The sequence below is a fragment of the Stenotrophomonas sp. STEN031 genome (genome assembly GCF_056759975.1).
On sequence record NZ_JBRREA010000005.1, the window covers coordinates 146,710 to 167,551 of the forward strand.

Annotated in this window: 19 protein-coding genes and 2 pseudogenes; 9 read left to right on the forward strand and 12 right to left on the reverse strand. The window is 63.9% G+C overall.

Features of this window, described 5'->3' with window-relative positions; all coding sequences use genetic code 11:
• Positions 1–96: 96 nt before the first annotated feature.
• Positions 97–1,896, forward strand: a complete 1,800-nt coding sequence (locus tag ACVOLQ_RS03970) for an MFS transporter (RefSeq protein ID WP_481527155.1) — start codon at positions 97–99, stop codon at positions 1,894–1,896.
• A gap of 411 nt (positions 1,897–2,307) precedes the next feature.
• Here the strand turns inward: ACVOLQ_RS03970 and rplS are convergent, their stop codons facing one another.
• The 4 genes from rplS to rpsP form a co-directional block, all read right to left on the reverse strand.
• Positions 2,308–2,715 (reverse strand): 50S ribosomal protein L19, encoded by a 408-nt coding sequence (gene rplS / locus ACVOLQ_RS03975; RefSeq protein ID WP_293716960.1) that lies wholly within the window; start codon positions 2,713–2,715, stop codon positions 2,308–2,310.
• Positions 2,716–2,849: 134 nt separating this feature from the next.
• On the reverse strand, positions 2,850–3,629 hold the full coding sequence (gene trmD, locus ACVOLQ_RS03980) for a tRNA (guanosine(37)-N1)-methyltransferase TrmD (RefSeq protein WP_313170575.1): 780 nt from the start codon (positions 3,627–3,629) through the stop codon (positions 2,850–2,852).
• A gap of 4 nt (positions 3,630–3,633) precedes the next feature.
• The gene (rimM, locus tag ACVOLQ_RS03985) at positions 3,634–4,149 is read right to left on the reverse strand and encodes a ribosome maturation factor RimM (RefSeq protein ID WP_481527156.1); all 516 of its coding nucleotides are present in this window, start codon (positions 4,147–4,149) and stop codon (positions 3,634–3,636) included.
• A gap of 38 nt (positions 4,150–4,187) precedes the next feature.
• On the reverse strand, positions 4,188–4,448 hold the full coding sequence (gene rpsP / locus ACVOLQ_RS03990; RefSeq protein WP_232149769.1) for a 30S ribosomal protein S16: 261 nt from the start codon (positions 4,446–4,448) through the stop codon (positions 4,188–4,190).
• A 285-nt stretch (positions 4,449–4,733) separates the two neighbouring features.
• Between rpsP and ACVOLQ_RS03995 the strand changes: the two genes are divergently transcribed.
• Entirely contained in the window at positions 4,734–4,946 is a 213-nt protein-coding gene (locus tag ACVOLQ_RS03995; RefSeq protein ID WP_481527157.1) for a ParD-like family protein, read from the forward strand.
• Positions 4,943–5,734, forward strand: coding sequence for a type I methionyl aminopeptidase (gene map / locus ACVOLQ_RS04000; protein WP_481527158.1), 792 nt, complete (start codon positions 4,943–4,945; stop codon positions 5,732–5,734). The genes ACVOLQ_RS03995 and map overlap by 4 nt, the downstream gene beginning before the upstream one ends.
• 199 nt (positions 5,735–5,933) lie before the next feature.
• Here the strand turns inward: map and ACVOLQ_RS04005 are convergent, their stop codons facing one another.
• Positions 5,934–8,027 carry a M13 family metallopeptidase gene (locus ACVOLQ_RS04005; RefSeq protein ID WP_481527159.1) on the reverse strand — a complete coding sequence of 698 codons (2,094 nt, stop codon included), beginning with the start codon at positions 8,025–8,027 and terminating at the stop codon, positions 5,934–5,936.
• Positions 8,028–8,299: 272 nt separating this feature from the next.
• Between ACVOLQ_RS04005 and ACVOLQ_RS04010 the strand changes: the two genes are divergently transcribed.
• Positions 8,300–10,765 (forward strand): mechanosensitive ion channel family protein, encoded by a 2,466-nt coding sequence (locus ACVOLQ_RS04010; protein ID WP_481527160.1) that lies wholly within the window; start codon positions 8,300–8,302, stop codon positions 10,763–10,765.
• A gap of 59 nt (positions 10,766–10,824) precedes the next feature.
• On the opposite strand, the pseudogene ACVOLQ_RS04015 reads toward ACVOLQ_RS04010, so the two are convergent.
• The 3 genes and pseudogenes from ACVOLQ_RS04015 to arsH form a co-directional block, all read right to left on the reverse strand.
• A pseudogene (locus ACVOLQ_RS04015) lies at positions 10,825–11,930 on the reverse strand (MFS transporter).
• Between the two features lie 87 nt (positions 11,931–12,017).
• Positions 12,018–12,806, reverse strand: a complete 789-nt coding sequence (locus ACVOLQ_RS04020; protein WP_481527161.1) for a DeoR/GlpR family DNA-binding transcription regulator — start codon at positions 12,804–12,806, stop codon at positions 12,018–12,020.
• A 310-nt stretch (positions 12,807–13,116) separates the two neighbouring features.
• Positions 13,117–13,842: pseudogene (gene arsH, locus ACVOLQ_RS04025) on the reverse strand (arsenical resistance protein ArsH).
• A 38-nt stretch (positions 13,843–13,880) separates the two neighbouring features.
• On the opposite strand from arsH, the gene ACVOLQ_RS04030 reads away from it, so the two are divergent.
• The 3 genes from ACVOLQ_RS04030 (at position 13,881) to arsB (ending at position 15,857) form a co-directional block, all read left to right on the forward strand.
• Positions 13,881–14,213 carry an ArsR/SmtB family transcription factor gene (locus ACVOLQ_RS04030; RefSeq protein ID WP_481527165.1) on the forward strand — a complete coding sequence of 111 codons (333 nt, stop codon included), beginning with the start codon at positions 13,881–13,883 and terminating at the stop codon, positions 14,211–14,213.
• A 73-nt stretch (positions 14,214–14,286) separates the two neighbouring features.
• On the forward strand, positions 14,287–14,799 hold the full coding sequence (locus tag ACVOLQ_RS04035) for an arsenate reductase ArsC (protein ID WP_481527162.1): 513 nt from the start codon (positions 14,287–14,289) through the stop codon (positions 14,797–14,799).
• 17 nt (positions 14,800–14,816) lie between these two features.
• Entirely contained in the window at positions 14,817–15,857 is a 1,041-nt protein-coding gene (gene arsB, locus ACVOLQ_RS04040) for an ACR3 family arsenite efflux transporter (RefSeq protein WP_481527166.1), read from the forward strand.
• Positions 15,858–15,909: 52 nt separating this feature from the next.
• Here the strand turns inward: arsB and ACVOLQ_RS04045 are convergent, their stop codons facing one another.
• The gene (locus ACVOLQ_RS04045; protein WP_481527163.1) at positions 15,910–17,124 is read right to left on the reverse strand and encodes an MFS transporter; all 1,215 of its coding nucleotides are present in this window, start codon (positions 17,122–17,124) and stop codon (positions 15,910–15,912) included.
• A gap of 31 nt (positions 17,125–17,155) precedes the next feature.
• On the opposite strand from ACVOLQ_RS04045, the gene ACVOLQ_RS04050 reads away from it, so the two are divergent.
• Positions 17,156–17,995: an AraC family transcriptional regulator gene (locus ACVOLQ_RS04050; protein ID WP_313170550.1), complete on the forward strand. Its 840-nt coding sequence runs from the start codon at positions 17,156–17,158 to the stop codon at positions 17,993–17,995.
• Positions 17,996–18,048: 53 nt separating this feature from the next.
• Here ACVOLQ_RS04050 and ACVOLQ_RS04055 read toward each other — a convergent pair whose 3' ends face one another.
• On the reverse strand, positions 18,049–18,741 hold the full coding sequence (locus ACVOLQ_RS04055) for an alpha/beta hydrolase (RefSeq protein WP_313493833.1): 693 nt from the start codon (positions 18,739–18,741) through the stop codon (positions 18,049–18,051).
• Between the two features lie 392 nt (positions 18,742–19,133).
• Here ACVOLQ_RS04055 and ACVOLQ_RS04060 point away from each other — a divergent pair, with 392 nt between their 5' ends.
• A complete protein-coding gene (locus ACVOLQ_RS04060) occupies positions 19,134–19,496 on the forward strand; it encodes a roadblock/LC7 domain-containing protein (RefSeq protein ID WP_313170546.1) in 363 nt (120 codons plus the stop codon).
• Positions 19,497–19,546: 50 nt separating this feature from the next.
• On the opposite strand, the gene ACVOLQ_RS04065 is transcribed toward ACVOLQ_RS04060, so the two are convergent.
• On the reverse strand, positions 19,547–19,711 hold the full coding sequence (locus ACVOLQ_RS04065) for a hypothetical protein (RefSeq protein ID WP_313170544.1): 165 nt from the start codon (positions 19,709–19,711) through the stop codon (positions 19,547–19,549).
• Between the two features lie 133 nt (positions 19,712–19,844).
• Positions 19,845–20,774 carry an alpha/beta hydrolase gene (locus ACVOLQ_RS04070; protein WP_481527167.1) on the reverse strand — a complete coding sequence of 310 codons (930 nt, stop codon included), beginning with the start codon at positions 20,772–20,774 and terminating at the stop codon, positions 19,845–19,847.
• Positions 20,775–20,842: the final 68 nt, after the last annotated feature.

Below are 20,842 nucleotides of genomic sequence, written 5' to 3' on the forward strand. Positions count from 1 at the left end.
CCGTTCCGATAGCCGTATCACCGGAACACGCCGCGCATCCGCGCGGCGAGCCGAGCTTGGCTCGGCACTACAAAATCTTGCCCCAGGAACGCGCCGATGACCGACACCACTTTTGCCGTGCCCGCCAGCGACGCCGCCCCGCGTTGGCCCGTGCGCTATCTCCTTTTCATCGCCGGTCTTGGCGGCCTGCTGTACGGCATCGACATCGGCATCATTGCCGGCGCCCTGCCCTATCTGGAAGCCACCGCCAGCCATGCGTGGCAGCTGAGCAGCCAGCAGATGGGCTTCGTGGTTGCCGCGGTGCTGCTGGGCAGCGTGTTGTCATCGCTGTTCGCCGGCATGATCGCCGACCTGATCGGCCGCCGTGGCGCGATGATGCTCGCTGGCCTCCTGTTCACCGCCAGCATCCCGATCATGGCGCTGGCCTCCGGCTATACACCGCTGCTGCTTGGACGCCTGTTGCAAGGCATCAGCGGTGGTTTGATCGGCGTGGTAGTGCCACTGTATCTGGCCGAAGTGCTGGGACCGGAACGACGCGGTCGCGGCGCAGCGATGTTCCAGCTGCTGCTGACGGTTGGATTGGTGCTGGCCGCCTTGATTGGTCTGTACCAGGCGCATTCGGTGGATGCGGCGACCGAGTCGGTGCGCAACCTGCCACTGGTGCAGCAGGCACAGCATCTGTTCGCGGTGAAGGACCAAGCCTGGCGTACGATTTTCTGGACCTGCCTGCTGCCGGGCGTGGTGTTCTGCATCGGCCTGTTCTGGCTCAATGAATCACCGCGCTGGCTGGCGCGCCGCGGCCGCATCGATGCCGCACGTCGCGGCCTGCAGGCAACCCTGCCGCCGTCGCAGGTGGAAGCCACGCTGGCGCAGATCCAGAATCCAGTCATCGCGAAAGCCGAAGGCGAGCGCGATCGGCTTTTCAGCCGCCGCTACATGGTGCCGTTCGTGCTGGCCTGCCTGGTATTGGCTTTCACCCAGGCCACCGGCATCAACTCGATCCTCGCTTACGCGGTCAACATCCTCAATCAAGCTGGTTTGCCGGGTGCGGCAGCCAATGGCGCCGACGTGGCAATCAAGCTGCTCAACGTGATCATGACCCTGGTGGCGCTGTTCCTGGTGGACCGCAAGGGCCGCAAGTTCCTGTTGATGATCGGCAGTGGCGGCATCTGTCTTGCCCTGCTGGCTGCAGCGATGCTGTTCTTCAAGGCCGAACAGGGCCGCGCCGATGTGCAGCAGGTATTGCAGCACGCGGTGCAGGCTGATGGCCTGCAGTTGCAGCTGGATGCGGCGCAATGGCACCAGCTCGCCGGTACCCGCAATCGCGATGGGCAACCGTCGCAGCTGACGGTGTCGTGGAGTTACGGCGGATTCAGCGATGTGCGCTCACTGCGCAGCGACAACCCCAGTGATCAGCAGTTGCTGATCGAGCGCTCCGGTACGGTGCGTACTGACAGTGTGATCGGGCGTTTCTTCCGCAGCCTGCATCTGAATCCCTTCCCCGACCCGAGCGCCGCAGCCAATGCACCGTTGCGCATCGAACAGGCATGGATTGGCGCGGTGCCGCCGGCTTCGCACGGCTGGGCAGTGGCGGCCTGCATCCTGGTATTCGTGGCGTTCTTCGCCGTCGGCCCGGGTGTATGCGTGTGGCTGGCCTTGTCGGAGCTGATGCCGAACCGCATCCGCTCGAACGGCATGAGCATCGCGCTGCTGATCAACCAATTCGTGTCGACCACGATCGCGGCGGTGTTCCTGCCGACGGTGGGCCATTACGGCTACGCCAGCATGTTCCTGTTCTGGGCGGCGTGCACGTTTGCCTTCTTCCTGATCGCCGCGTTCTGGCTGCCGGAAACCAAGGGCAAGACGCTGGAGCAGATTGAGGCGCATTTCCGCTAAGTGGCCATATGGCGGAAAGCCAGAGCAAGGATCAAAAACGCCCTCATCCGCCCTCCGGGCACCTTCTCCCGCAAGCGGGAGAAGGGAAGGCTGGCATTGCTGGGGGCTGGTGCATTGCTTGTGCTCTGCGCAGCCAACTATCCGATAGCAGAAAAGCCCAGCTGTCCCTTCTCCCGCCTGCGGGAGAAGGTGCCCGGAGGGCGGATGAGGGGGCTTCTACGCTTCTACGCTTCTACGCTTCTACGCTTCTACGCTTCTACGCTTCTGAGCTTCTGAGCTTCTGAGCTTCTGAGCTTCTGAGCTTGAGAACCTCAAAGCTTTCCCAGCTTTCAACCTTCACCCAACCCCACAAACGCAAACGGCCACCCGAAGGTGGCCGTTGCTGCAAACAGGCGGGGCCTGTTGGCGGGATTACTCGGCGGCCTTGGCAGCCAGGCGAGCAGCCTTGGCCTGCTGGGCAGCAGCCAGGTCTTCCTTGATGCGGGCAGCCTTGCCTTCCAGGCCACGCAGGTAGTACAGCTTACCGGCGCGAACCTTACCGCGGCGCTTCACTTCGACCGAGTCGATGATGGCGCTGTGGGTCTGGAAGACGCGCTCGACGCCGTAGCCGTGCGAGATCTTGCGCACGGTGAAAGCGGAGTTCAGGCCAGCATTCTTGGTGCCGATGACGACGCCTTCGTATGCCTGCACGCGCTCACGGTTGCCTTCCTTGACCTTCACGTTCACCACGACGGTGTCGCCCTGGCTGAACTTCGGCAGTTCGCGGGTGATCTGGGCGGATTCGAATTCCGCGACGATGGACTTGTTCAGCTTGCTCATTGGGTTACACCGATTGTTCGGGGTGGGCGTGTCTGATCGACAGCTTAGGCTTATACAGTCGCCGGATTGCGCTGCACGTTATTGTTCTGGCTCCACATCAGGCCATTCAGCCGACGGGAACTCGCAATTCTAACCTACTGACCGCCGCCGGCGCCAGTAGCTTGCTTGAACGAATCTGCAAGCGCTTGCCGGGCTTCGCCCAGCAGCTTGCGGTCGGCCTTGTTCAGGCCCGCCTCGTCCAGCAGGTCCGGGCGCCGCAACGCGGTGCGCAGCAGGGACTGCTGGCGCCGCCAGGCGGCAATGGCGGCATGGTTGCCGGAGCGCAGCACGTCCGGCACCTCGCCCAGCGCATGGCTGGCCGGGTGGCTGTAGTGCGGGCAGTCCAGCAGACCGTCGCCTTCAAAACTGTCCTGGACTGCAGACTCAGCGTCGTTCAAGGCGCCGTCCTGCAGACGGGTGACCGCATCGATGATCACCGCCGCACCCAGCTCACCGCCGGACAGCACGTAGTCACCGATGGAGATCTCCTCGTCCACCTCGCCCGCCAGGAAGCGCTCGTCCACGCCTTCATAGCGGCCACAGAGCAGGATCATCCGCGGCAAGGCCGCCAGCTCGCGTACCTTGGCCTGGTCCAGCGGTCGCCCCTGCGGGCTGAGGTAGATCAGCGGTGCCGGGGTCGGATCGGCCGCTCGGGCCGCCGCCAGGGCCGCCCGCAGCGGCTCGATCAGCATCACCATGCCCGGGCCACCGCCGAACGGACGGTCGTCCACCCGCCGGTAATTGCCCTCGGCATAGTCACGCGGGTTCCAGCCGTGCAGTTCCAGCAGTCCCCGCTCCTGCGCGCGACCAACCACGCCCAGCGCGGCCGATTGGGCAAGGAACTCGGGGAACAGGCTGATGACATCTACACGCACGGCTTCAGAACTCCGGATCCCAATCAACCACGATCAGGTTGGCGTCGAAATCCACCGACTTGATGAAATCGTCCATCACGAACGGCACCATCCGTTCGCGGTCACCACGCACTACCAGCACGTCATTGGAGCCGGTATTGAACAGGTGCGACACCTGGCCCAGCTTGACGCCCTCGACGGTCTGCACGTCCAGGCCTTCCAGATCCACCCAGTAGTACTCGTTCGCGCTCGGCGGCGGCAAGGCACTGCGCGCAACGTAGATCTCGGTGCCACGCATGGCCTCGGCCACATCGCGATCGGTCACGCCCGGGAAGGTTGCAACCAGCGTCTTGCCCGACTCCCGGCCACGCACGCCGGTCAGCTCGGACTCCTGCCCCGCAGGGGTACGCAGGATCCAAGGCTGGTATTTGAAAATGGCGGAACGGGGCTCGGTCCAGGACTCAAGCTTGATTTCGCCGCGCACACCAAAAACGCCGGCAACCCTGCCCAGCAGGATCCGGCGCTCGATATCTTTCTTCATATAGCAGTCGGGCCGCGCTTGCGAGCGGCCCGCCAGGATCAGGCCGCGGTGGCCTGGGCCTTGGTCGCTTCCTTGTACAGGTTGCGAACCTTGTCGGTCAGCTGAGCGCCGTTGGCAACCCACTTGTCGACAGCGGCGATGTCCAGCACAACGCGCTGCTCAGCGCCCTGGGCAACCGGGTTGTAGTAGCCGACGCGCTCGATGTTGCGGCCGTCGCGGGCGCTACGGACGTCGGTAACGATGATGTGGTAGAACGGACGCTTCTTGGCGCCGCCGCGGGTCAGTCGAATCTTGACCATGGTGGTGTTTTCCTATGTTGCCCAGTCGCCAGGATGGCGCGGTAAGCCGGCGATTATAGCGACCACTCCTGCTCATTCCAACCCCGGCCCTGACAGAAAACCTGAACGCCCCCGAGCTTCTACTGGCGGCAGGCGAGCGCAGCAGTCCAGACCTTTACAGCCGATCGCCAACTACCCGCCTCCTTTGCTTGGCAGGCGCCACCGCCCGGCCTTTCTTGTGTTCCGCCCAGTGCAAACATAATATGGTTCGTATATGGACCATATATTCAATCAATGGAGCGACCAATGGGCATCGTGAACATCGACGACGAACTGCACGACAACCTGCGCAAGGCCAGCACCGTGTCTGGCCGCTCCATCAACGCCCAGGCCGGGTTCTGGATCAGGATCGGCATGCTCTGCGAACTGAATCCGCAGCTGAGTTTCCAGGAGCTGGTGGCACGCGAACTCGCGGCTGCCGGGGTAAGCCCCGCCGGCATGCGGACGGCGGAAGCATGATCAAGCAGCCGCATGAACTGGCATTGATGGCCGAATCCGGACGTCTCCTGGCGTCGGTGTTCGAGGCACTGAACCAGCTGCCGCTGGAAGGCATGAGCACGCTGCAGGTAAACGACTGGGTCGAGCGCTTCATCGTCGACCGTTTGCAGGCACGCCCGGCCAGCAAAGGCCAGTATGGCTTTGCCTATGTCCTCAACAGCTCCATCGATACCGTTGTCTGCCACGGTGTGCCGTCATCGAAGGACATCCTCCGCAATGGCAGCATCGTCAACCTGGACATCACCCTGGAGAAGAACGGTTACATCGCCGATTCCAGCCGCATGTACCTGATCGGCGAGGTAAGCCATCATGCCAAACGCCTGGTACGCGTCACCAACGAGGCCATGTGGAAAGGCATCGCTGCGGTACGTCCCGGCGCGACCCTGGGCGATATTGGCTTTGCGATCAACCGCCACGCCAAGGACGCCGGCTATTCGGTGGTGAAGGAGTATTGCGGTCATGGTATTGGCCGCGAGATGCACGAAGAGCCGCAGGTACTGCATTACGGGCATCGTGGCGCCGGACTGGAACTGCAGGCCGGCATGACCTTCACCATCGAACCGATGATCAACCAGGGCCGTGCGGCGATCGACAACCACGATGATGGTTGGACCGTGACCACACGCGATGGAAAGCTTTCGGCGCAGTGCGAACATACCGTCGAGGTGACGGAGACCGGCGTACGCGTACTGACCCTGCGCGATGAAGAACGGGCCATCGCACAGAAGCTGCTAGGCGTCGTCGCGTAGGACGCGCTTTTGTAGGAGCGGCGTCAGCCGCGAAGCTGGCATTGCTGAAGCCCTTGGCAGATACGCCATCTGATGATGCACCTGCTTCGCGGCTGACGCCGCTCCTACAAAGGCCGAGCTGCGCGTGTGAACCAGCCAAAAAGAAGGCCCGGCAATGCCGGGCCTTCTTCATTCACAGATCGTGTTCAAACAACAAACATCACCAGATCACCACCCGCTTGTCGTCGGCCCGTACCATCGCATCGCCGGCCTTGCACTGGAACGCGGCGGCATACGACGGCATGTTGGACGGCGCACCATTGGCGCGGAAGTTGGCCGGTGCGTGCGGATCGGTGTTCAGGCGAACACGCAGCTCGCCATCGGTGAAGTTGCGGCGCCACACGGTGGCCCAGTTCATGAAGAAGCGCTGGTCCTGGGTATAGCCATCAACCGGTACGTTGAGCTTCTCGTCTTCCTTCAGCGCCATCTGCAGCGCGTCATAGGCAACGGTCAGGCCGCCGAGGTCACCAATGTTCTCGCCCAGGGTCAGCTTACCCTTGACGTTCACGCCCGGCAGCGATTCATAGCCGTCGAACTGCGCGACCAACTGGTCGGTGCGGCTGTTGAACGCGGTGCGGTCAGCATCGGTCCACCAGTTGTCGAAGTTGCCGTTGGCGGCGAACTGGCTGCCCGAGTCGTCATAGCCGTGCATCATTTCGTGGCCGATCACCGCGCCGATGCCACCGTAGTTGAGTGCCGGATCGGCCTTGGCGTCGAAGAACGGCGGCTGCAGGATGGCGGCCGGGAACACGATCTCGTTCTTGGTCGCGTTGTAATAGGCATTCACCGTCTGCGGGGTCATACCCCATTCGGTCTTGTCCACCGGCTTGCCGATCTTGGCCAGCATGTAGCGGTAGTTGAACGCCTGCGCGGCCTGCATATTGCCCAGGTAGCTGTCGCTGTTGGTGGTCAGGCCGGAGAAATCACGCCACTTGTCCGGGTAACCGATCTTCGGGGTGAAGCTGGCCCACTTCTCCAGCGCCTTCTTCTTGGTGTCTGCACCCATCCACGGCAGGCCTTCCAGACGCGCCTTCAGCGCGACCGACAGGTTCTCCACCAGGTGCTGCATCGCCACCTTCGATTCGGCCGGGAACACCGCGTCCACGTACAGCTGGCCCAGCGCCTCGCCCATCGAGCCATTCACCGAATCCAGCACGCGCTTCCAGCGCGGCTGCATTTCCTGCTGGCCACGCAGGGTCTTGCTGAAGAAGTCGAAGTTGGCCTGCTCGAAGTTCTTGCTCAGGTACGGTGCGGCGTTGTCCACGGTGTGGAAACGCAGGTAGGCCTGCCAGGTGGTCGCCGGCACGTCGGCCAGCATGGTGTTCAGCTCGTTGAAGAAGCCCGGCTGGGCCAGCGAGAACTTTTCCTTGGCCGGGACCTGCAAGGTGTCGAACAGCGCGCTCCAGCTGAAGTTCGGGGTCTGCTTGTCGGCATCGGCGGCGCTGACCGGGTTGTAGCGCTTGGCCGGGTCACGCAGTTCAATGCGCGACAGCGAGGCCTTGGCCAGACGGGTTTCGAAATCCATCACCGCCTTGGCCTGCTGCTTGGCCTGCGCGGGATCGACGCCGGACAGGGTCAGCAGTTGCTCGATATAGGCCACATAGGCCTCGCGGATCTTGGCCTGCGATTCGTCGAAGTAGTAGCCCTTCTCCGGCAAACCCAGGCCGCCCTGGCCGACGTAGGCGATGACATTGGCCGAGTCCTTGAAGTCCGGGCTGGCGTACAGCGAGAACAGGAAGCCATTGCCCTGCGCATAGGCATCACGCAGGTAGCCGGTGATGGCGGTGCTGTCGTTCAGCGCGGCGATCTTGTCCAGTTCCGGCTGCAGCGGCTTGATGCCGGCCGCCTCGATGGCCGCCTCGTCCGAGCCGGTCTTCCAGATGTCGCCGATCTTGGCTTCGTTGGAGCCGGCTGCGGCCTTGCCAGCGGCAGCCTGCTGGACCAGCGCGTGCTGCACTTCCAGCGAGCGCTCACGCAGGATCTCGAAGCTGCCCCACGTGGTCTGGTCGCCCGGCACCGGATTGGCCTTGAGCCACTTGCTGTTGACGAAGCCGTTGAGGTCGGCACAGGCCTGCACGGCCGGATCGAGATCGGCAGCGTTGAGCGAGATCAGCTGGGTCTTCAGCTGCGACTGGTCGAACGCGGCCTTGGCTTCGGCAGCCGGCGTGGCAGGCGCTTCGGTCTTGCCGCAGGCGGCGAGCGAGGCGGCGATTGCAACCGTCAGGGACAACGGGACGAGCTTGGAAAACGACATGTACATCTCCGGCCAAACAGGGAAAGGCCGCACAAGGTGGCGCGGCGCAACCTTGGAGGGTAAAGGATCAGCACGTGTCGCGGGACCCGCCGAAGGTCACGCCCGCCTCCCCTTGCGCCGGCAATGTCGACGGACGCCAGCGCTGCAACGCCGGCAGCGCACAGGTCAATGCAGCCAGCGCGCGCTCCCGGGCGTCTGCCACTCCACCCAAACCGCCCCTGTGCGACACTGCCGCGACGCGGACAAGAGCGTCCACCCCTCGGGAATCGCCCATGCATTGGCTACGCGCAGCTGTGCTCTGTTTCGCCGTGGCCTGCTGCCATGTCGCCCACGCGCAGGCAGGCTCGCCGCCTGACCCTGCCACAGCGCCGACCGCTGCGCAGCCGAAACCAAACACCCCGGAACCCATCGACAGCGCGCTGATCGTGATCCGTGCCGATACCGACGAGCGTCTTGCCATCTCCGCGATCGATCGCGCCGGCCAGCTCGATCCCACCGCCGCACTGGGCCCAGGCCTGGAAGCGATCACCCGCTCGGTGGACCAACGCAGGCAAGCCTTGTCACCAACGCAACTGCGCAGGGTCCCGATCATTCGCCTGGAGAGCCTTGACCGACACTGGCAGTTCGACGGCAAGCGCTTTGCACGCTGGCGTGATGCCCTGCAGACCGCTACCGAGCCGTATGCCGCGGACGCCGCAGAGCTGGCACGGCGCCGCGCCAGTTGGCAGCTCACCCGTGAACACCCCAGCGATATCCCGCCGGTGCTGCTGAGCCGCATCGATGCGCTGATCACGCTGCTCACCCGAGCCGAGCAGGCACTTGCTGTACCGCTTTCCCGGCAAATGGAATTGAGCGCGCGCGCCAATGCCCTGGAGACCCGGCTGCAATCCGGCCACGCCGCTGTCACCGATGCCATTGCCTACCTCGACCACCAATTGCTGCAGATAGATTCGCCACCGCTATGGCAGGCTGATGCAGGTTCTGCTGATCAGCCCGCAGCAGCCAGCGACGCCCTTGCCTCCGGCCTGCAGATCGAACTGGAGTTCAGCCGCGCCTACGTGAGCGAGCACCGGCGCACACAGTTCCTGTTCCACGGGATCCAGATACTGCTGATCCCACTATTGCTATGGGGCTGGCATTACCGTCGGCGGACGCCCGCCAACGGCAACCTTGAAGCTGCCGCACAACGCGTACTGGCCCGGCCCGTATCCACCTGGCTGCTGCTGTCGACCATGGTGATGCTGGCCATCGAGCCCGACGCCCCCTTGCTGACCTTGCAGATAGGCATGCTCTTCGCGCTGGTCCCCGTGCTGCGACTGCTGCCGCCGGGCAGCCGGCGATTGCTGGGCTACTGGCCCTTGGTCGCATCATTGCTGTACCTGCTTGGTGGCCTGGGCATCTTCTTCCTGTCCAGCAATGTCGCATTCCGCTACTACACACTGGCGCTGACCATCGTCGCGATGCTGCTGACCGGACTGGTGCAATGGCAGGCTTACCGCAGCGGCCACACCAGTGCCACCGGGCGCACGGGGCAGGCCTTGCGCATGGCGGCATGGGCCGCACAGGCCTTGTTCGCCGTTTCCCTTGCAGCCAACGTTGTCGGCAACCTCACGCTGGCGGAGATGCTGACCAGCGCGATCATCGACAGCGCCTACTTTGGCCTGCTGCTCTACGTCGGCATCGCCGTGCTGTTGAGCATGTTGCACCTGCTGCTGAGCCGGCCCAGCCTGGCCCGCTATCGGCTTACCCGTGATCATGCGCCGCCGCTGTTGGCGCTGCTTGGCCGGCTGGGCATATTCGCCGCCGTCATCGGCTGGGTGGTCTATGCGATGGACAGCTTCCGCATCCTGCGGCCGACCTATGCCTTGCTGAGCAGGCTGCTCTCGCATGAATTCTCCATTGGTGAATTCAGCTTGTCACTCGGCCACGTGCTGGCCTTCATCGCGGCAATCACCATCGCCTTCTGGGCCGCGCGGATAACCCGCTTGCTGCTGCAGGATGTGCTCCAGCACGGCGCCAACATGTCACGTGGCATCGGCAACAGCATCGCCTCGCTTGCCTCGTATGCGGTACTGATGCTCGGCGTGATCATCGCCTTGTCGGCCGCAGGCTTCAAAGGCAGCCAGCTGGCGCTGCTGTTCGGCGCATTGGGCGTCGGCATTGGTTTTGGTTTGCAAAACGTGGTCAACAACTTCGTTTCCGGCCTGATCCTCATGTTCGAGCGGCCGATCCAACCCGGCGACGTGGTGGAGGTCGGCACCATCAACGGCCGCGTGCGCGACATCGGCATGCGCTCCACCCGCATCAAGACCTTCGATGGTGCCGATGTGGTGGTACCCAACGGCACCCTGCTGTCCGAGCCGCTGGTCAACTGGACCCTGCTCGACCGCAACCGGCGCATTGAAGTGAATGTCGGCGTTGCCTATGGCAGTGACCCACAGCAGGTTCTGGCACTGCTTTCCAATTGCGCCAGACAAACCAGCGGTATCGCCAACGAGCCGGCCATCGCCGCGCTGTTCGTTGGCTTCGGCGCCAGTTCGCTTGATTTCAGTGTTCGCGCCTGGACCCGCGACTACGACAACTGGCTCAACATCCGCAGCGAGCTCATCACCCGCATCCACGCAGCATTGCAGGAAGCCGGGATCGAAATCCCTTACCCGCAGCAGGATGTGCATGTACGCAGCTTGCCGACGGCGGCGACGCAGCCATCAACCGAACCACCGCCAGCGACTGCTTGAAAATGGCGATGACCAGAAGTACCAACGCAGGCCCCAGTTATCCGACAAAGCAGCCTTGCTCAGCGTACCCGCAACATCGAACCAATTACCGCGACAAGCGCAAGCGCCGCCGCTGCCATCAGGAATGCAGACGGCAGCGACCACTGCTGGGCAACGAAACCGATTGCCGCCGGGCCCAGCAGCACGCCCGCGTACCCCATCGTGGTGACGGCTGGAATGGCGACGCTCTCCGGCATGCGGGTCTGCCGCCCGGCAAGGCTGAACATCACCGGCACGATATTGGCGCAACCAATGCCAACCAGCGCGTAGCCCAGCAGCGCTACGCCGAAGCTTGGCACGAGAGTCGCCAACACGAAGCCAGCGCATGCGAGCAGACCACCCAGCAGCACCGCCTTGCTCGGCCCAAGCTGGTTCACCAGCCGGTCGCCAAACAGCCGCGTGGCAGTCATGGCGATGTTGAAGGCGACGAAGCCCCAGCCGGCATGGGCGAGCTCGACGCCTCGCACGTCATGCAGGAACACGGCGCTCCAATCGAGCATCGAGCCTTCGGTCAGGAAGCTGATGAAGCACACAGCACCAATCACGATCACCACGCCACGCGGCCGGGCGAAACTGCTTTCGCTCTGCTCTGCACGTTCACTGCGCCACCAGCGCGATGACAATGCCGTGATCGCGACAACGCCGGCGGCCACCACCAACGTGGACAATACGGCACCGCCACCAATCGACACAGCAGCAACGTCACCAAGGCTGCGCCTGACAGCGCACCAATGCTGTAGAAGGCATGGAAGCCCGACATCATCGCGCGGCCGGATTCGCGCTCCACCACCACCGCCTGCATGTTCATCACGCAGTCCATGGCACCGATGCCGGCACCGAACACCAGCAGTACGGCACCGATGGTCAGGGGCGTGGATGCAAGTGCCAGCAAGGGCAGCATCAGCACCATCATCAATACGGTAGCCAGCATCACCTTCCGGCAACCATGGCGCGCGGCCAGCATGCCTGCCAGCGGCATGGACAACAGCGAGCCCAAGCCCAGGCACAGCAGCAACACCCCCAGCAATGCGTCATCAAGACCAGCGCGGGCCTTGGCAAACGGCACCAGCGGTGCCCAGCATGCAATCGCGAAGCCGGGAACGAAGAAGGCTGCGCGCGTGGCCATCTGCTGGCTGCGCTGTAGTCCTGTTGGATGCGTCACTTGTTGTTCCTTGTTGTTTCCATTGCCGGTGCGCGCGATCAAGCCACTGCATCAGTCTTTTGCGACGACAACCCGGTGCAGCCGCTGGGCGAAGGGGGCCAGCCGTTCCTGCATTTCCGTGCCGACGCGGTCGCTGATCAGCAGTTGATCAACCTGCTCGATACCGGCGATGCGGAAACTGCCACGCGCGCCAAGCTTCTCGTTGCCGGCGACGATCAGCGTGGTAGCGCTGACCCGCAGCATCGCCTGCTTGAACGCACATTCCTCTGCATTGATGCCCCAGATGCCGGTCTCAGGATCGACCGCGCAGATACCGGGGATGCAGACATCGGCCTGCAGTTCGGCCAGCTGCTGCAAGGCAATGGAGCCGATGGCGCCGCCACTGCGCGGATCGATCCTGCCACCGATCATCACCACCTCGGCGGCCTGCGCACCAGACAAGGCATCGGCAACGGCCGGTGAATTGGTGACCACGGTCAAAGCCGTGCCCCGCAGCGCGCGGGCGATAGCGACATTGGTGGAACCGGCATCCATCAGCACCACCTGCCCCGGTAACAGCAGCGAGGCGGCGTGGGCGGCCAGGGCACTGCGCTCCGGATCATCCCGCCCCACCCGTTCGGGCAAGGCGTCGAACTGCGGCGTCGGCAGCAACGCCCCGCCATACACCCGCCGACACAGGCCCTTGGTGGCCATCTCACGCAGATCACGGCGGATGGAATCCTCGGAAACCGCGAACGCCAGTGCCAGCTCATTGGCCACCACCCGGCCCTGCTTGCGGAGCAAGTCGAGGATGCGTTGCTGGCGCTCCTGCGGCAGCGCGTCGGGGTCCGGGGCAGTCATGTGATGGCGTTCTGTAGTGATGTGGATCTGGCTGGGAATAAGCCCAAGCGGCATCGGGATCGCAGTGGGGTGCGAACGGATCCCTCAACCAAATAATGCACAAACACTACAAAACGTGCAACACCATGCATAAATGGAAGAGCGCACGCATCACAATCCGGCACATGCGCCCCCACCTCTTGCACTGATGCACAACCAGATCACGAGCCACTGCATGCGTGATCGGACGATTCGGGTGCAAACGCAAGGACTGTCCCTCCCCAGCCCTCCCCTGCGCGCAGCGAAAGAGAGGGGGGCAGGTCGCGGCAACTCAGGGCGCGTTGGCTTCAACCACCCCCGCCGCGCGCGCCAGCTGGGCGGCTTTGGCTGCACCCTTGCGCTCGCTGTAGCGGCTGACCAGGTAATCGCTGCGCCCGCGCACCATCATGGTGAACTTCATCAGCTCTTCCATCACGTCGACCACCCGGTCGTAGTACGGCGAGGGCCGCATGCGCCCTTGCTCATCAAATTCCTGCCAGGCCTTGGGTACCGAGGATTGGTTGGGGATGGTGACCATGCGCATCCAACGGCCAAGCACGCGCAGGGTGTTGACCACATTGAAGGACTGCGAGCCTCCGCAGACCTGCATGACCGCCAGGGTCCTTCCCTAGGTAGGACGCACGCTGCCATCTTCCAGCGGCAGCCAGTCGATCTGGTTCTTGAACACCCCCGTCAGCGTGCCGTGCCGCTCCGGCGATACCCATACCTGCCCTTCCCACCATAGGGAAAGCGCCCGCAACTCCTGCACCTTTGGATGCTCCTTGCCACAACTATCGAGCAGCGGCAGATCGTGCGGATCGAACAAGCGGGTTTCCGCGCCCAGTTGCTGCAGCACGCGTTCGGCTTCCAACGCCAGTTTGCGGCTGAACGATTGCGGCCGCAGCGAGCCGTAAAGCAACAGGATGCGCGGCCGGTGCGTGCACGATTCGGCACCCAACAGGTCGGCCTGCAGGTCCGGGAGCAGTTGGGGATCGATGTTCGGGAGTGGATCAGACATGGCTTGCTCGCTCTTATTCATTCGACTATTATAGAAATATGGAAATGAATCAGGCAATAGCCGGCCTCACCGCGCTCGGCCACGCGACCCGTCTTGCCGCCTTTCGCCTGCTGATTGAGGCCGGCCCGCAAGGACGCATGGCCGGCGACATTGCCGCGGCACTGTCCGTGCCCAACGCGACGCTGTCCTTCCATCTCAAGGAACTGGTGCAAGCCGGACTGGTACAGAGCGAGAACCTCGGCCGCAATGTCTGTTACCGGGCCAACTACCCGGCCATGAATGCCTTGCTGGCGTACCTCACGGAGAACTGCTGCGCAGGCTCGCCCGACCCGATCTGCAACACCACGCAGCAGGGCAAGAGCTGCTGCTGAACCCACCCGCCGGCATGCGCGCAAACCGCGCCGCCGGCATGCACAAATCACTTGTCTGCACCGAGCCATCGCCATGACCCGCAACGTCCTCTTCCTGTGCACCGGCAACAGTGCCCGCAGCGTGCTTGCCGAAGCCAGCTTGCGGGCCTGGGGCGGCGACCGGTTTACTGCCTTCAGTGCGGGCAGCCAACCCACGGGCACGGTCAACCCGTTGGCGATCGCGCAACTGCAATCCGAAGGTTTCGCCAGCGACGGCCTACGCAGCAAATCCTGGGACGAATTCACCGTTGCCGATGCCCCACCCCTGCATCTGGTCGTCACGGTCTGCGACGCCGCAGCCGCCGAAACCTGCCCGGTGGTGTTTGGCGACTTCGTGCGCACGCACTGGGGGCAGCCGGATCCGGCTGCGGTTGCAGGCGATGACGCGGCCAAGCGTGCCGCGTTCGCACGGGCACACCGCATCATCAAAGCGCGCCTGCGGGCGCTGCTTGCCCTGCCCCCTACCGTATGGGATGACCGTCAGTCACTGCAGTCCGCATTGGATGCCATCGGCGTGATGGCAGCCGACGATGGGGACACGCCGTGACCGGACAAGTCGTGCGCATGGGCCTGTTCGAGCGCTACCTCAGCGTCTGGGTGGCCTTGTGCATCCTCGCCGGCACCCTACTTGGCCATCTCTTCCCGGCGACATTCGCGCGGCTCGGCGGCATGGAACTGGCCAAGGTCAACCTGCCGGTGGCCGTACTGGTGTGGCTGATGATCATTCCGATGTTACTGAAGGTCGATTTCGGCGCGATGCGCCAGGTGGGCCAGCACTGGCGCGGCATCGGCGTCACCGTGTTCATCAACTGGGCGGTGAAGCCCTTCTCGATGGCACTGCTGGGTGGCGTGTTCCTGCGCCACCTGTTTGCGGCGTGGTTGCCGGCCGAGCAGATTGATTCGTATATGGCCGGCCTGATCCTGCTGGCCGCCGCGCCTTGCACCGCAATGGTGTTCGTGTGGAGCAACCTGTGCCGTGGCGATGCCAACTTCACCTTGAGCCAGGTGGCCTTGAACGACGCCATCATGGTGCTGGCGTTCGCCCCGTTGGTGGCGCTGTTGCTGGGCATTTCGGCAATCAGCGTGCCCTGGGCAACGCTGGTGTTCTCGGTGGCGCTGTACATCCTGCTGCCGGTCGCAATTGCCGTGCTGCTACGCCGATGGCTGCTGCGCAGTGGCGGGCAGGCGCGTCTGGATAGCGTGCTGGAACGGCTGGGGCCGCTGTCATTGACTGCCTTGCTGGCCACGCTGTTGCTGCTGTTTGGCTTCCAGGGCAGGCAGATCATTGAGCAGCCGCTGATCATCACCCTGCTCGCCGTGCCGATCCTGCTGCAGGTCTATTTCAATGCAGGTCTGGCCTATCTGCTCAACCGCAAGCTGGGTGTGGCCCATTGCGTCGCCGGCCCTTCCGCGCTGATTGGTGCCAGCAACTTCTTCGAGTTGGCGGTGGCTACCGCCGTCAGCCTGTTCGGTGTGCATTCCGGTGCAGCCCTGGCCACTGTGGTCGGCGTGCTGATCGAAGTGCCGGTGATGCTTTCCGTGGTGTACCTCGTCAACCGCAGCCAACACTGGTACCAAGCCGCGCAGAACCGAGCGGCACCCTGAAGTTCCCAGGGCAACAACGCCCGGCCACGGCCGGGCGTTGCATATCCACACCTCAGCGCGCGCGCGGGTTGGGCAGAAAGGCGGCGACGATGCCCAGCAGCGGCAGGAACGAGATCACCTTGTAGACCCAGAGAATGCTGGTGTGGTCGGCGAGCACGCCCAGCACCGCGGCACCCAACCCACCCATGCCGAAGGCGAAGCCGAAGAACAGGCCGGACACCGTGCCGATGCGGTTGGGCATCAACTCCTGTGCATAGACCAGGATGGCCGAGAACGCCGAGGACAACACAAAGCCGATGACCATCGTCAGGATCATGGTCCATTGCAGGTCTGCGTACGGCAGGATCAGGGCGAACGGTGCCACACCCAGGATCGAGGCCCAGATCACCGGCTTGCGACCGATGCGATCCCCCAACGGCCCGCCAAGCAGAGTGCCAGCCGCCGACGCCGCGAGGAAACCGAACAGGTGCAACTGCGCGCTCTGTACCGACACGTGGAACTTCTGGATCAGATAGAAGGTGTAGTAGCTGCTCAAGCCAGCGATGTAGAAGTACTTGCTGAAGATCAGCACCAGCAGGATGCCGATCACCCAGGCCACGGTTTTCGGCGGCAACAGATTGGCCGGCTTGGCCGCGGCCTTGGGCTGCGCGGCCACGGCCAGCAGATGCTGCTGGTACCAACGGCTGACGTAGGTCAGCAAGCCAATGCCCAACAGCGCCGCACAGGCAAACCAGGCCACGCTGCGCTGCCCATTCGGCACGATCACCGCCGCAGCCAGCAGCGGGCCCACCGCAGTGCCGGCGTTGCCTCCAAGCTGGAACACCGACTGCGACAGACCATGGCGACCACCGGAAGCCAGCCGCGCGATGCGCGAGGATTCCGGATGGAAGATCGCCGATCCGATGCCGACCAACATCGCCGCCACCAGCACCGTCACGAAGTTCGGCGCGAACGCCAGCAGCAACAGGCCACACAAGGTGGACAACATGCCCATCGGCAGCGAATACGGCGCCGGCCGCTTGTCGGTGCGCAGGCCGACCAAGGGCTGGAACAGCGACGCGGTGAGCTGGTAGGTCAGCGTGATCAGGCCCACCTGGGCGAAGCTCAGGTGGAACTGGCCCTTGAAGATCGGGTACAGCGCCAGGATCAGCGACTGCATCATGTCGTTGACCAGGTGCGAACTGCTGATCGCCGCAAGCACGCCCACCGCGACCGGGCGACGCTGAGGGGACGGAGCAGCACTGATATCGGAAGCGGTGGACGACATGGGATGGCCATGAAACCGAGGGGAGGCCGGCATGGTAGATTCCCCCTCGCCGCCCATCCTGCGCGATATGGTCATGCATCTTCTTGAAAAGGACACCAGCAACCGTAAAGGCCGGCGCTTGCCGCTGCCGGCCGGCCCCAACACGGCGGTGTATTGCAAGGCCCGCGACTACGCCGCCACCACGCTGATCCCGCTGCACCACCACCCGGACCGCCACCAGTTGGTGTACGCGGAAACCGGCGTGCTGGTGGTACGCGCGGGCATGGGCCGCTGGGTGGTGCCGAGCACACGTGCAATCTGGATGCCGGCCGGTGTCGGCCACCAGGTACATTGCATCGGTGCGGTACAGATGCGCAGCCTGTACATCCTGCCGCACTGCATGCCGCAGGCACCGGCAACGCCATCGGCGGTCTCGATCACGCCCTTGCTGGCCGCGCTGATACGCGCCGCCGCGCAGATCGCCCCTTCCTATGCCGAAGACTCCCGCGATGGCCGCCTGATGCGCCTGATCCTGGACGAAGTGCAGACCTTGCCGGTCCTGCCACTGCATCTGCCCGAACCGCGAGACCCGCGCCTGCGCCAGATCGGTCGGCGGCTGGAGCGGCATCCCGACGATGCGTCCACCCTGCAGGACTGGGCCGCGCGCCTGCAGGTGGACGTGAAAACCATCCAGCGCCTGTGCGCGCGCGAGCTGGGCATGACCTTCGGCCAATGGCGGCAACAGGCGCGGTTGCTGCGTGCCCTGGAACAATTGGCAGTTGGCGAGAAGGTCATCGACGTGGCCTTGGCGCTGGGCTACGAGAGTCCCAGCGCTTTCGCCACGATGTTCAAGCGCCGCTTTGGACTGACACCGAGCCAGTTCTTCCGCTAAGACCGTCGCCCTGCCGACTGCCAGGATGCAGCCACACTTGCCGGCGCATCTCTTCAGCCGGCTGTAGCTGCCGCAGCCTCATCGATCAAGGCCGCAACCTCCGCCGGATGCGATGCCAATGACGCATGCCCGGCCTCCAGGGTGATCACCTTGCGCGCATTGAGGCGGGCGGACATGGCCTGCTGATTCTCCGGTGCGATCATCCGGTCCTGGCTGGATATCTGGTACCAGCTCGGCTTGTGCCTCCAGGCGGGGTCACTGACGGCGTCACCGAAGGTGCTGGCCAAGGGCGCCTTCTGTGTCACCGCCATGACGAAACCCTGTTCTTCGGGCAGGTCCTGACAGAAACTCTCGTGGAATTTGTCGGCCTTCAACCACAGGTAACCATCACTGTCAGGCGCCAGGTTCGGGGCCGCGGCGGGAAGATGTTGCTGGGTGATGCCGCCGGGGCTTTCACCGGCATCCGGAGCAAACGCGGCAATGAACACCAGCGCTGTCACATTGGCCTGGTTACCTGCCTGGCTGATCACCGCGCCGCCGTAGGAATGCCCTGCCAGGATCACCGGTCCCTCGATCTGCGCCACCATCTTGCGGGTGCGTTCGGCGTCATCGGCCAACGAAGTAAGCGGATTTTCAACCGCACGGATATCCTGGTAACCCAGCCGCCTGAGTTCCAGTATCACCTGCGCCCAATGCGCGGCCCCGCCCCAGAAACCATGTACCAGAACCACTGCCGGCTTGTTCATGACGTGTGCTCCTGCTGATTGTGATGGCCAATGGTGGAAAGGCGCCCTCCCCTGTCTGCATGGGCACGCGTCCGTTGAGGGCCATTCTGCGACTTGCCCGTAAACTGGCCGTGACGGTTCCATTGCCGCTTTCCGCAGCGGGTGGACGCCATGCTGACAGGCGTGCCAACAGCCTCCATCCAGTGCGAAATGAAGGCCTCCTGCGCGCACTGCCGCGCGCATTGACCGCGCTATCCAACACCTGCCGCCGTAACAGGACGCGCTGTTGCGGGCCGCATACCTGATTGGTTCGCATACGCTCAACTGTTTTCGTTATGCTGCGCGGCCGCTCGCCCTGGCAGGACCGGTGCGGGCTTTGCTTTTGTAGAAATCGTTACTTCATTGGATGAGAAATGGCTGCAAACGTAAAACTTGATGCTTTGAGCGAAATTGCGGGTTTCATCGGCGCCGCACTGGTGGACAGCGACAGCGGCATGGCGCTGGGCACCCTGGGTGGCGGCTCCATCAATATGGAGGTCGCCGCTGCCGGCAACGCGGATGTCGTGCGCGCCAAGCGCCGCGTAGCCAGTTCACTGGGCCTGAGCGACGTGGTGGAAGACATCCTGCTCACCCTGTCCAAGCAGTACCACCTGATCCGCCCGCTGGACGGCAGCAAGGATCTGTTCCTGTACGTCGTGCTCGACCGCACCCACGCCAACCTGGCAATGGCGCGGCATGAACTGAAGTCCTTCGAGAAGACTCTGGATTTCAAGTAAGCCGCAACGGATCACCTTGCTGCACGAGAGCCCGGCGTAATGCCGGGCTTTTACGTTGTGCGGCTACGCAGGTTCTGGTCGTGCGCGTGTCGGTGCATGCGCTCACCCGGCGCGTACCAGCTGACCCGTGCAGCCAGGTGCTCGCCGCTGAACACCCGGCGTCGGCTTGGGCCCTGCGCGGCATCGATCCGATGCGTGGTTGGCGGCGAGGACATGGCGTGGCGCGGGTGGCAGGGATTGAACGCAGTCTAGCCAAGCCGCAGGTCGGCACACCTGCCGTTGGTCGTGGTAGCGCAAGCCCGGCCCGGCCGCTGTGGGTGCCGGGCCCGACCCTGGGGATTGGGCGACTCAGCCCTTTGGCGCGGACAGCAGGTACTTCAAGCCATGCATGAAGCCACGCGGCGCAACACTGAGATGGTCCTCGTCATTGAGCACGTCCAGCTTCAGCTCCAGTGACTGGCCGCCACGCGCGCCCAGCAGACCGATCATGCGCTGCGCATCCACCACCATGTCGGCATCGCCGCCGTGCTGCATCGACTCATACTCGCCGACATACATATAGGCCCGCACCGGAAGCTCGGCGGGCTTGCCTGCCACTGCCAGTCGACGCTCCATCTCGTGCTTGTCGAACCAGTACGACGGGCTGCCGAGGATGTAGCCATTGAACAATTGCGGGCGTTCCAGCAGCACCTGCGTCCCCAGCAAGGCACCGTAGGAATGGCCGAGGAACATGCGCCGGCTTTCGTCACTGCGGAAGCGCTTGGCCACGAAGGGCAGCACCTGCGTTTCCAGGTAGCTGATGTAGTCGCTGGCGCCACCGTGCACGGCATCGGCCGGCGATCCACTCGGGCCCCTGGTGGTTGGCGTGTAATCGCGGCGGCGGCTCTGCATGCCGCCCTCGCCCTTGGCATAGGACAGGCCGACCAGGATGAAGTCCTCGATCTTGCGGCCTTCGACATTCAAGCGCCGCGCCATCTGCCAGACAAGCGGGAAGGCATAGTCGGCATCGGTGACGTACAGCACCGGGTAGCGCTTGTCCGGGTTGTCCGCGTAGCCGGCTGGCAGGGCGACGAACACCTGGTAGTTGCGACCACTGACCGGATCCGGCACGTCCCAGACTTCACTGCCCAGCACTTCATAAGGGCTGCCTTCGCCACGCTGCGCGCTTGCTGCTGCAGGCTTTGCGGCGGCCGCTTCCGATGTGGCGTTGGGTGCAGCTTGGTGAGCACCACTACTGAATCGCCCCGGCTTCTCCGGAGGCCATTTCGTTTGAGTCACGCCGCGATGGCGTGACCCGTGTTGCCGGCGTAGTACGCCGCCTCCGCTTCCGCCGGGGGTATGTTGCC

Bases quoted from the DNA above. Each gene is read 5' to 3' on its own strand.
- ACVOLQ_RS04050 (WP_313170550.1), top strand. From the start codon at position 17,156: ATGGTAGATTCCCCCTCGCCGCCCATCCTGCGCGATATGGTCATGCAT.
- ACVOLQ_RS04060 (WP_313170546.1), top strand. From the start codon at position 19,134: ATGGCTGCAAACGTAAAACTTGATGCTTTGAGCGAAATTGCGGGTTTC.
- ACVOLQ_RS03970 (WP_481527155.1), top strand. From the start codon at position 97: ATGACCGACACCACTTTTGCCGTGCCCGCCAGCGACGCCGCCCCGCGT.
- ACVOLQ_RS04005 (WP_481527159.1), bottom strand. From the start codon at position 8,027: ATGTCGTTTTCCAAGCTCGTCCCGTTGTCCCTGACGGTTGCAATCGCC.
- ACVOLQ_RS03995 (WP_481527157.1), top strand. From the start codon at position 4,734: ATGGGCATCGTGAACATCGACGACGAACTGCACGACAACCTGCGCAAG.
- rpsP (WP_232149769.1), bottom strand. From the start codon at position 4,448: ATGGTCAAGATTCGACTGACCCGCGGCGGCGCCAAGAAGCGTCCGTTC.
- ACVOLQ_RS04065 (WP_313170544.1), bottom strand. From the start codon at position 19,711: ATGTCCTCGCCGCCAACCACGCATCGGATCGATGCCGCGCAGGGCCCA.
- ACVOLQ_RS04035 (WP_481527162.1), top strand. From the start codon at position 14,287: ATGACCCGCAACGTCCTCTTCCTGTGCACCGGCAACAGTGCCCGCAGC.
- ACVOLQ_RS04020 (WP_481527161.1), bottom strand. From the start codon at position 12,806: ATGACTGCCCCGGACCCCGACGCGCTGCCGCAGGAGCGCCAGCAACGC.
- ACVOLQ_RS04045 (WP_481527163.1), bottom strand. From the start codon at position 17,124: ATGTCGTCCACCGCTTCCGATATCAGTGCTGCTCCGTCCCCTCAGCGT.
- arsB (WP_481527166.1), top strand. From the start codon at position 14,817: ATGGGCCTGTTCGAGCGCTACCTCAGCGTCTGGGTGGCCTTGTGCATC.
- ACVOLQ_RS04030 (WP_481527165.1), top strand. From the start codon at position 13,881: ATGGAAATGAATCAGGCAATAGCCGGCCTCACCGCGCTCGGCCACGCG.
- ACVOLQ_RS04010 (WP_481527160.1), top strand. From the start codon at position 8,300: ATGCATTGGCTACGCGCAGCTGTGCTCTGTTTCGCCGTGGCCTGCTGC.
- ACVOLQ_RS04055 (WP_313493833.1), bottom strand. From the start codon at position 18,741: ATGAACAAGCCGGCAGTGGTTCTGGTACATGGTTTCTGGGGCGGGGCC.
- rimM (WP_481527156.1), bottom strand. From the start codon at position 4,149: ATGAAGAAAGATATCGAGCGCCGGATCCTGCTGGGCAGGGTTGCCGGC.
- map (WP_481527158.1), top strand. From the start codon at position 4,943: ATGATCAAGCAGCCGCATGAACTGGCATTGATGGCCGAATCCGGACGT.
- rplS (WP_293716960.1), bottom strand. From the start codon at position 2,715: ATGAGCAAGCTGAACAAGTCCATCGTCGCGGAATTCGAATCCGCCCAG.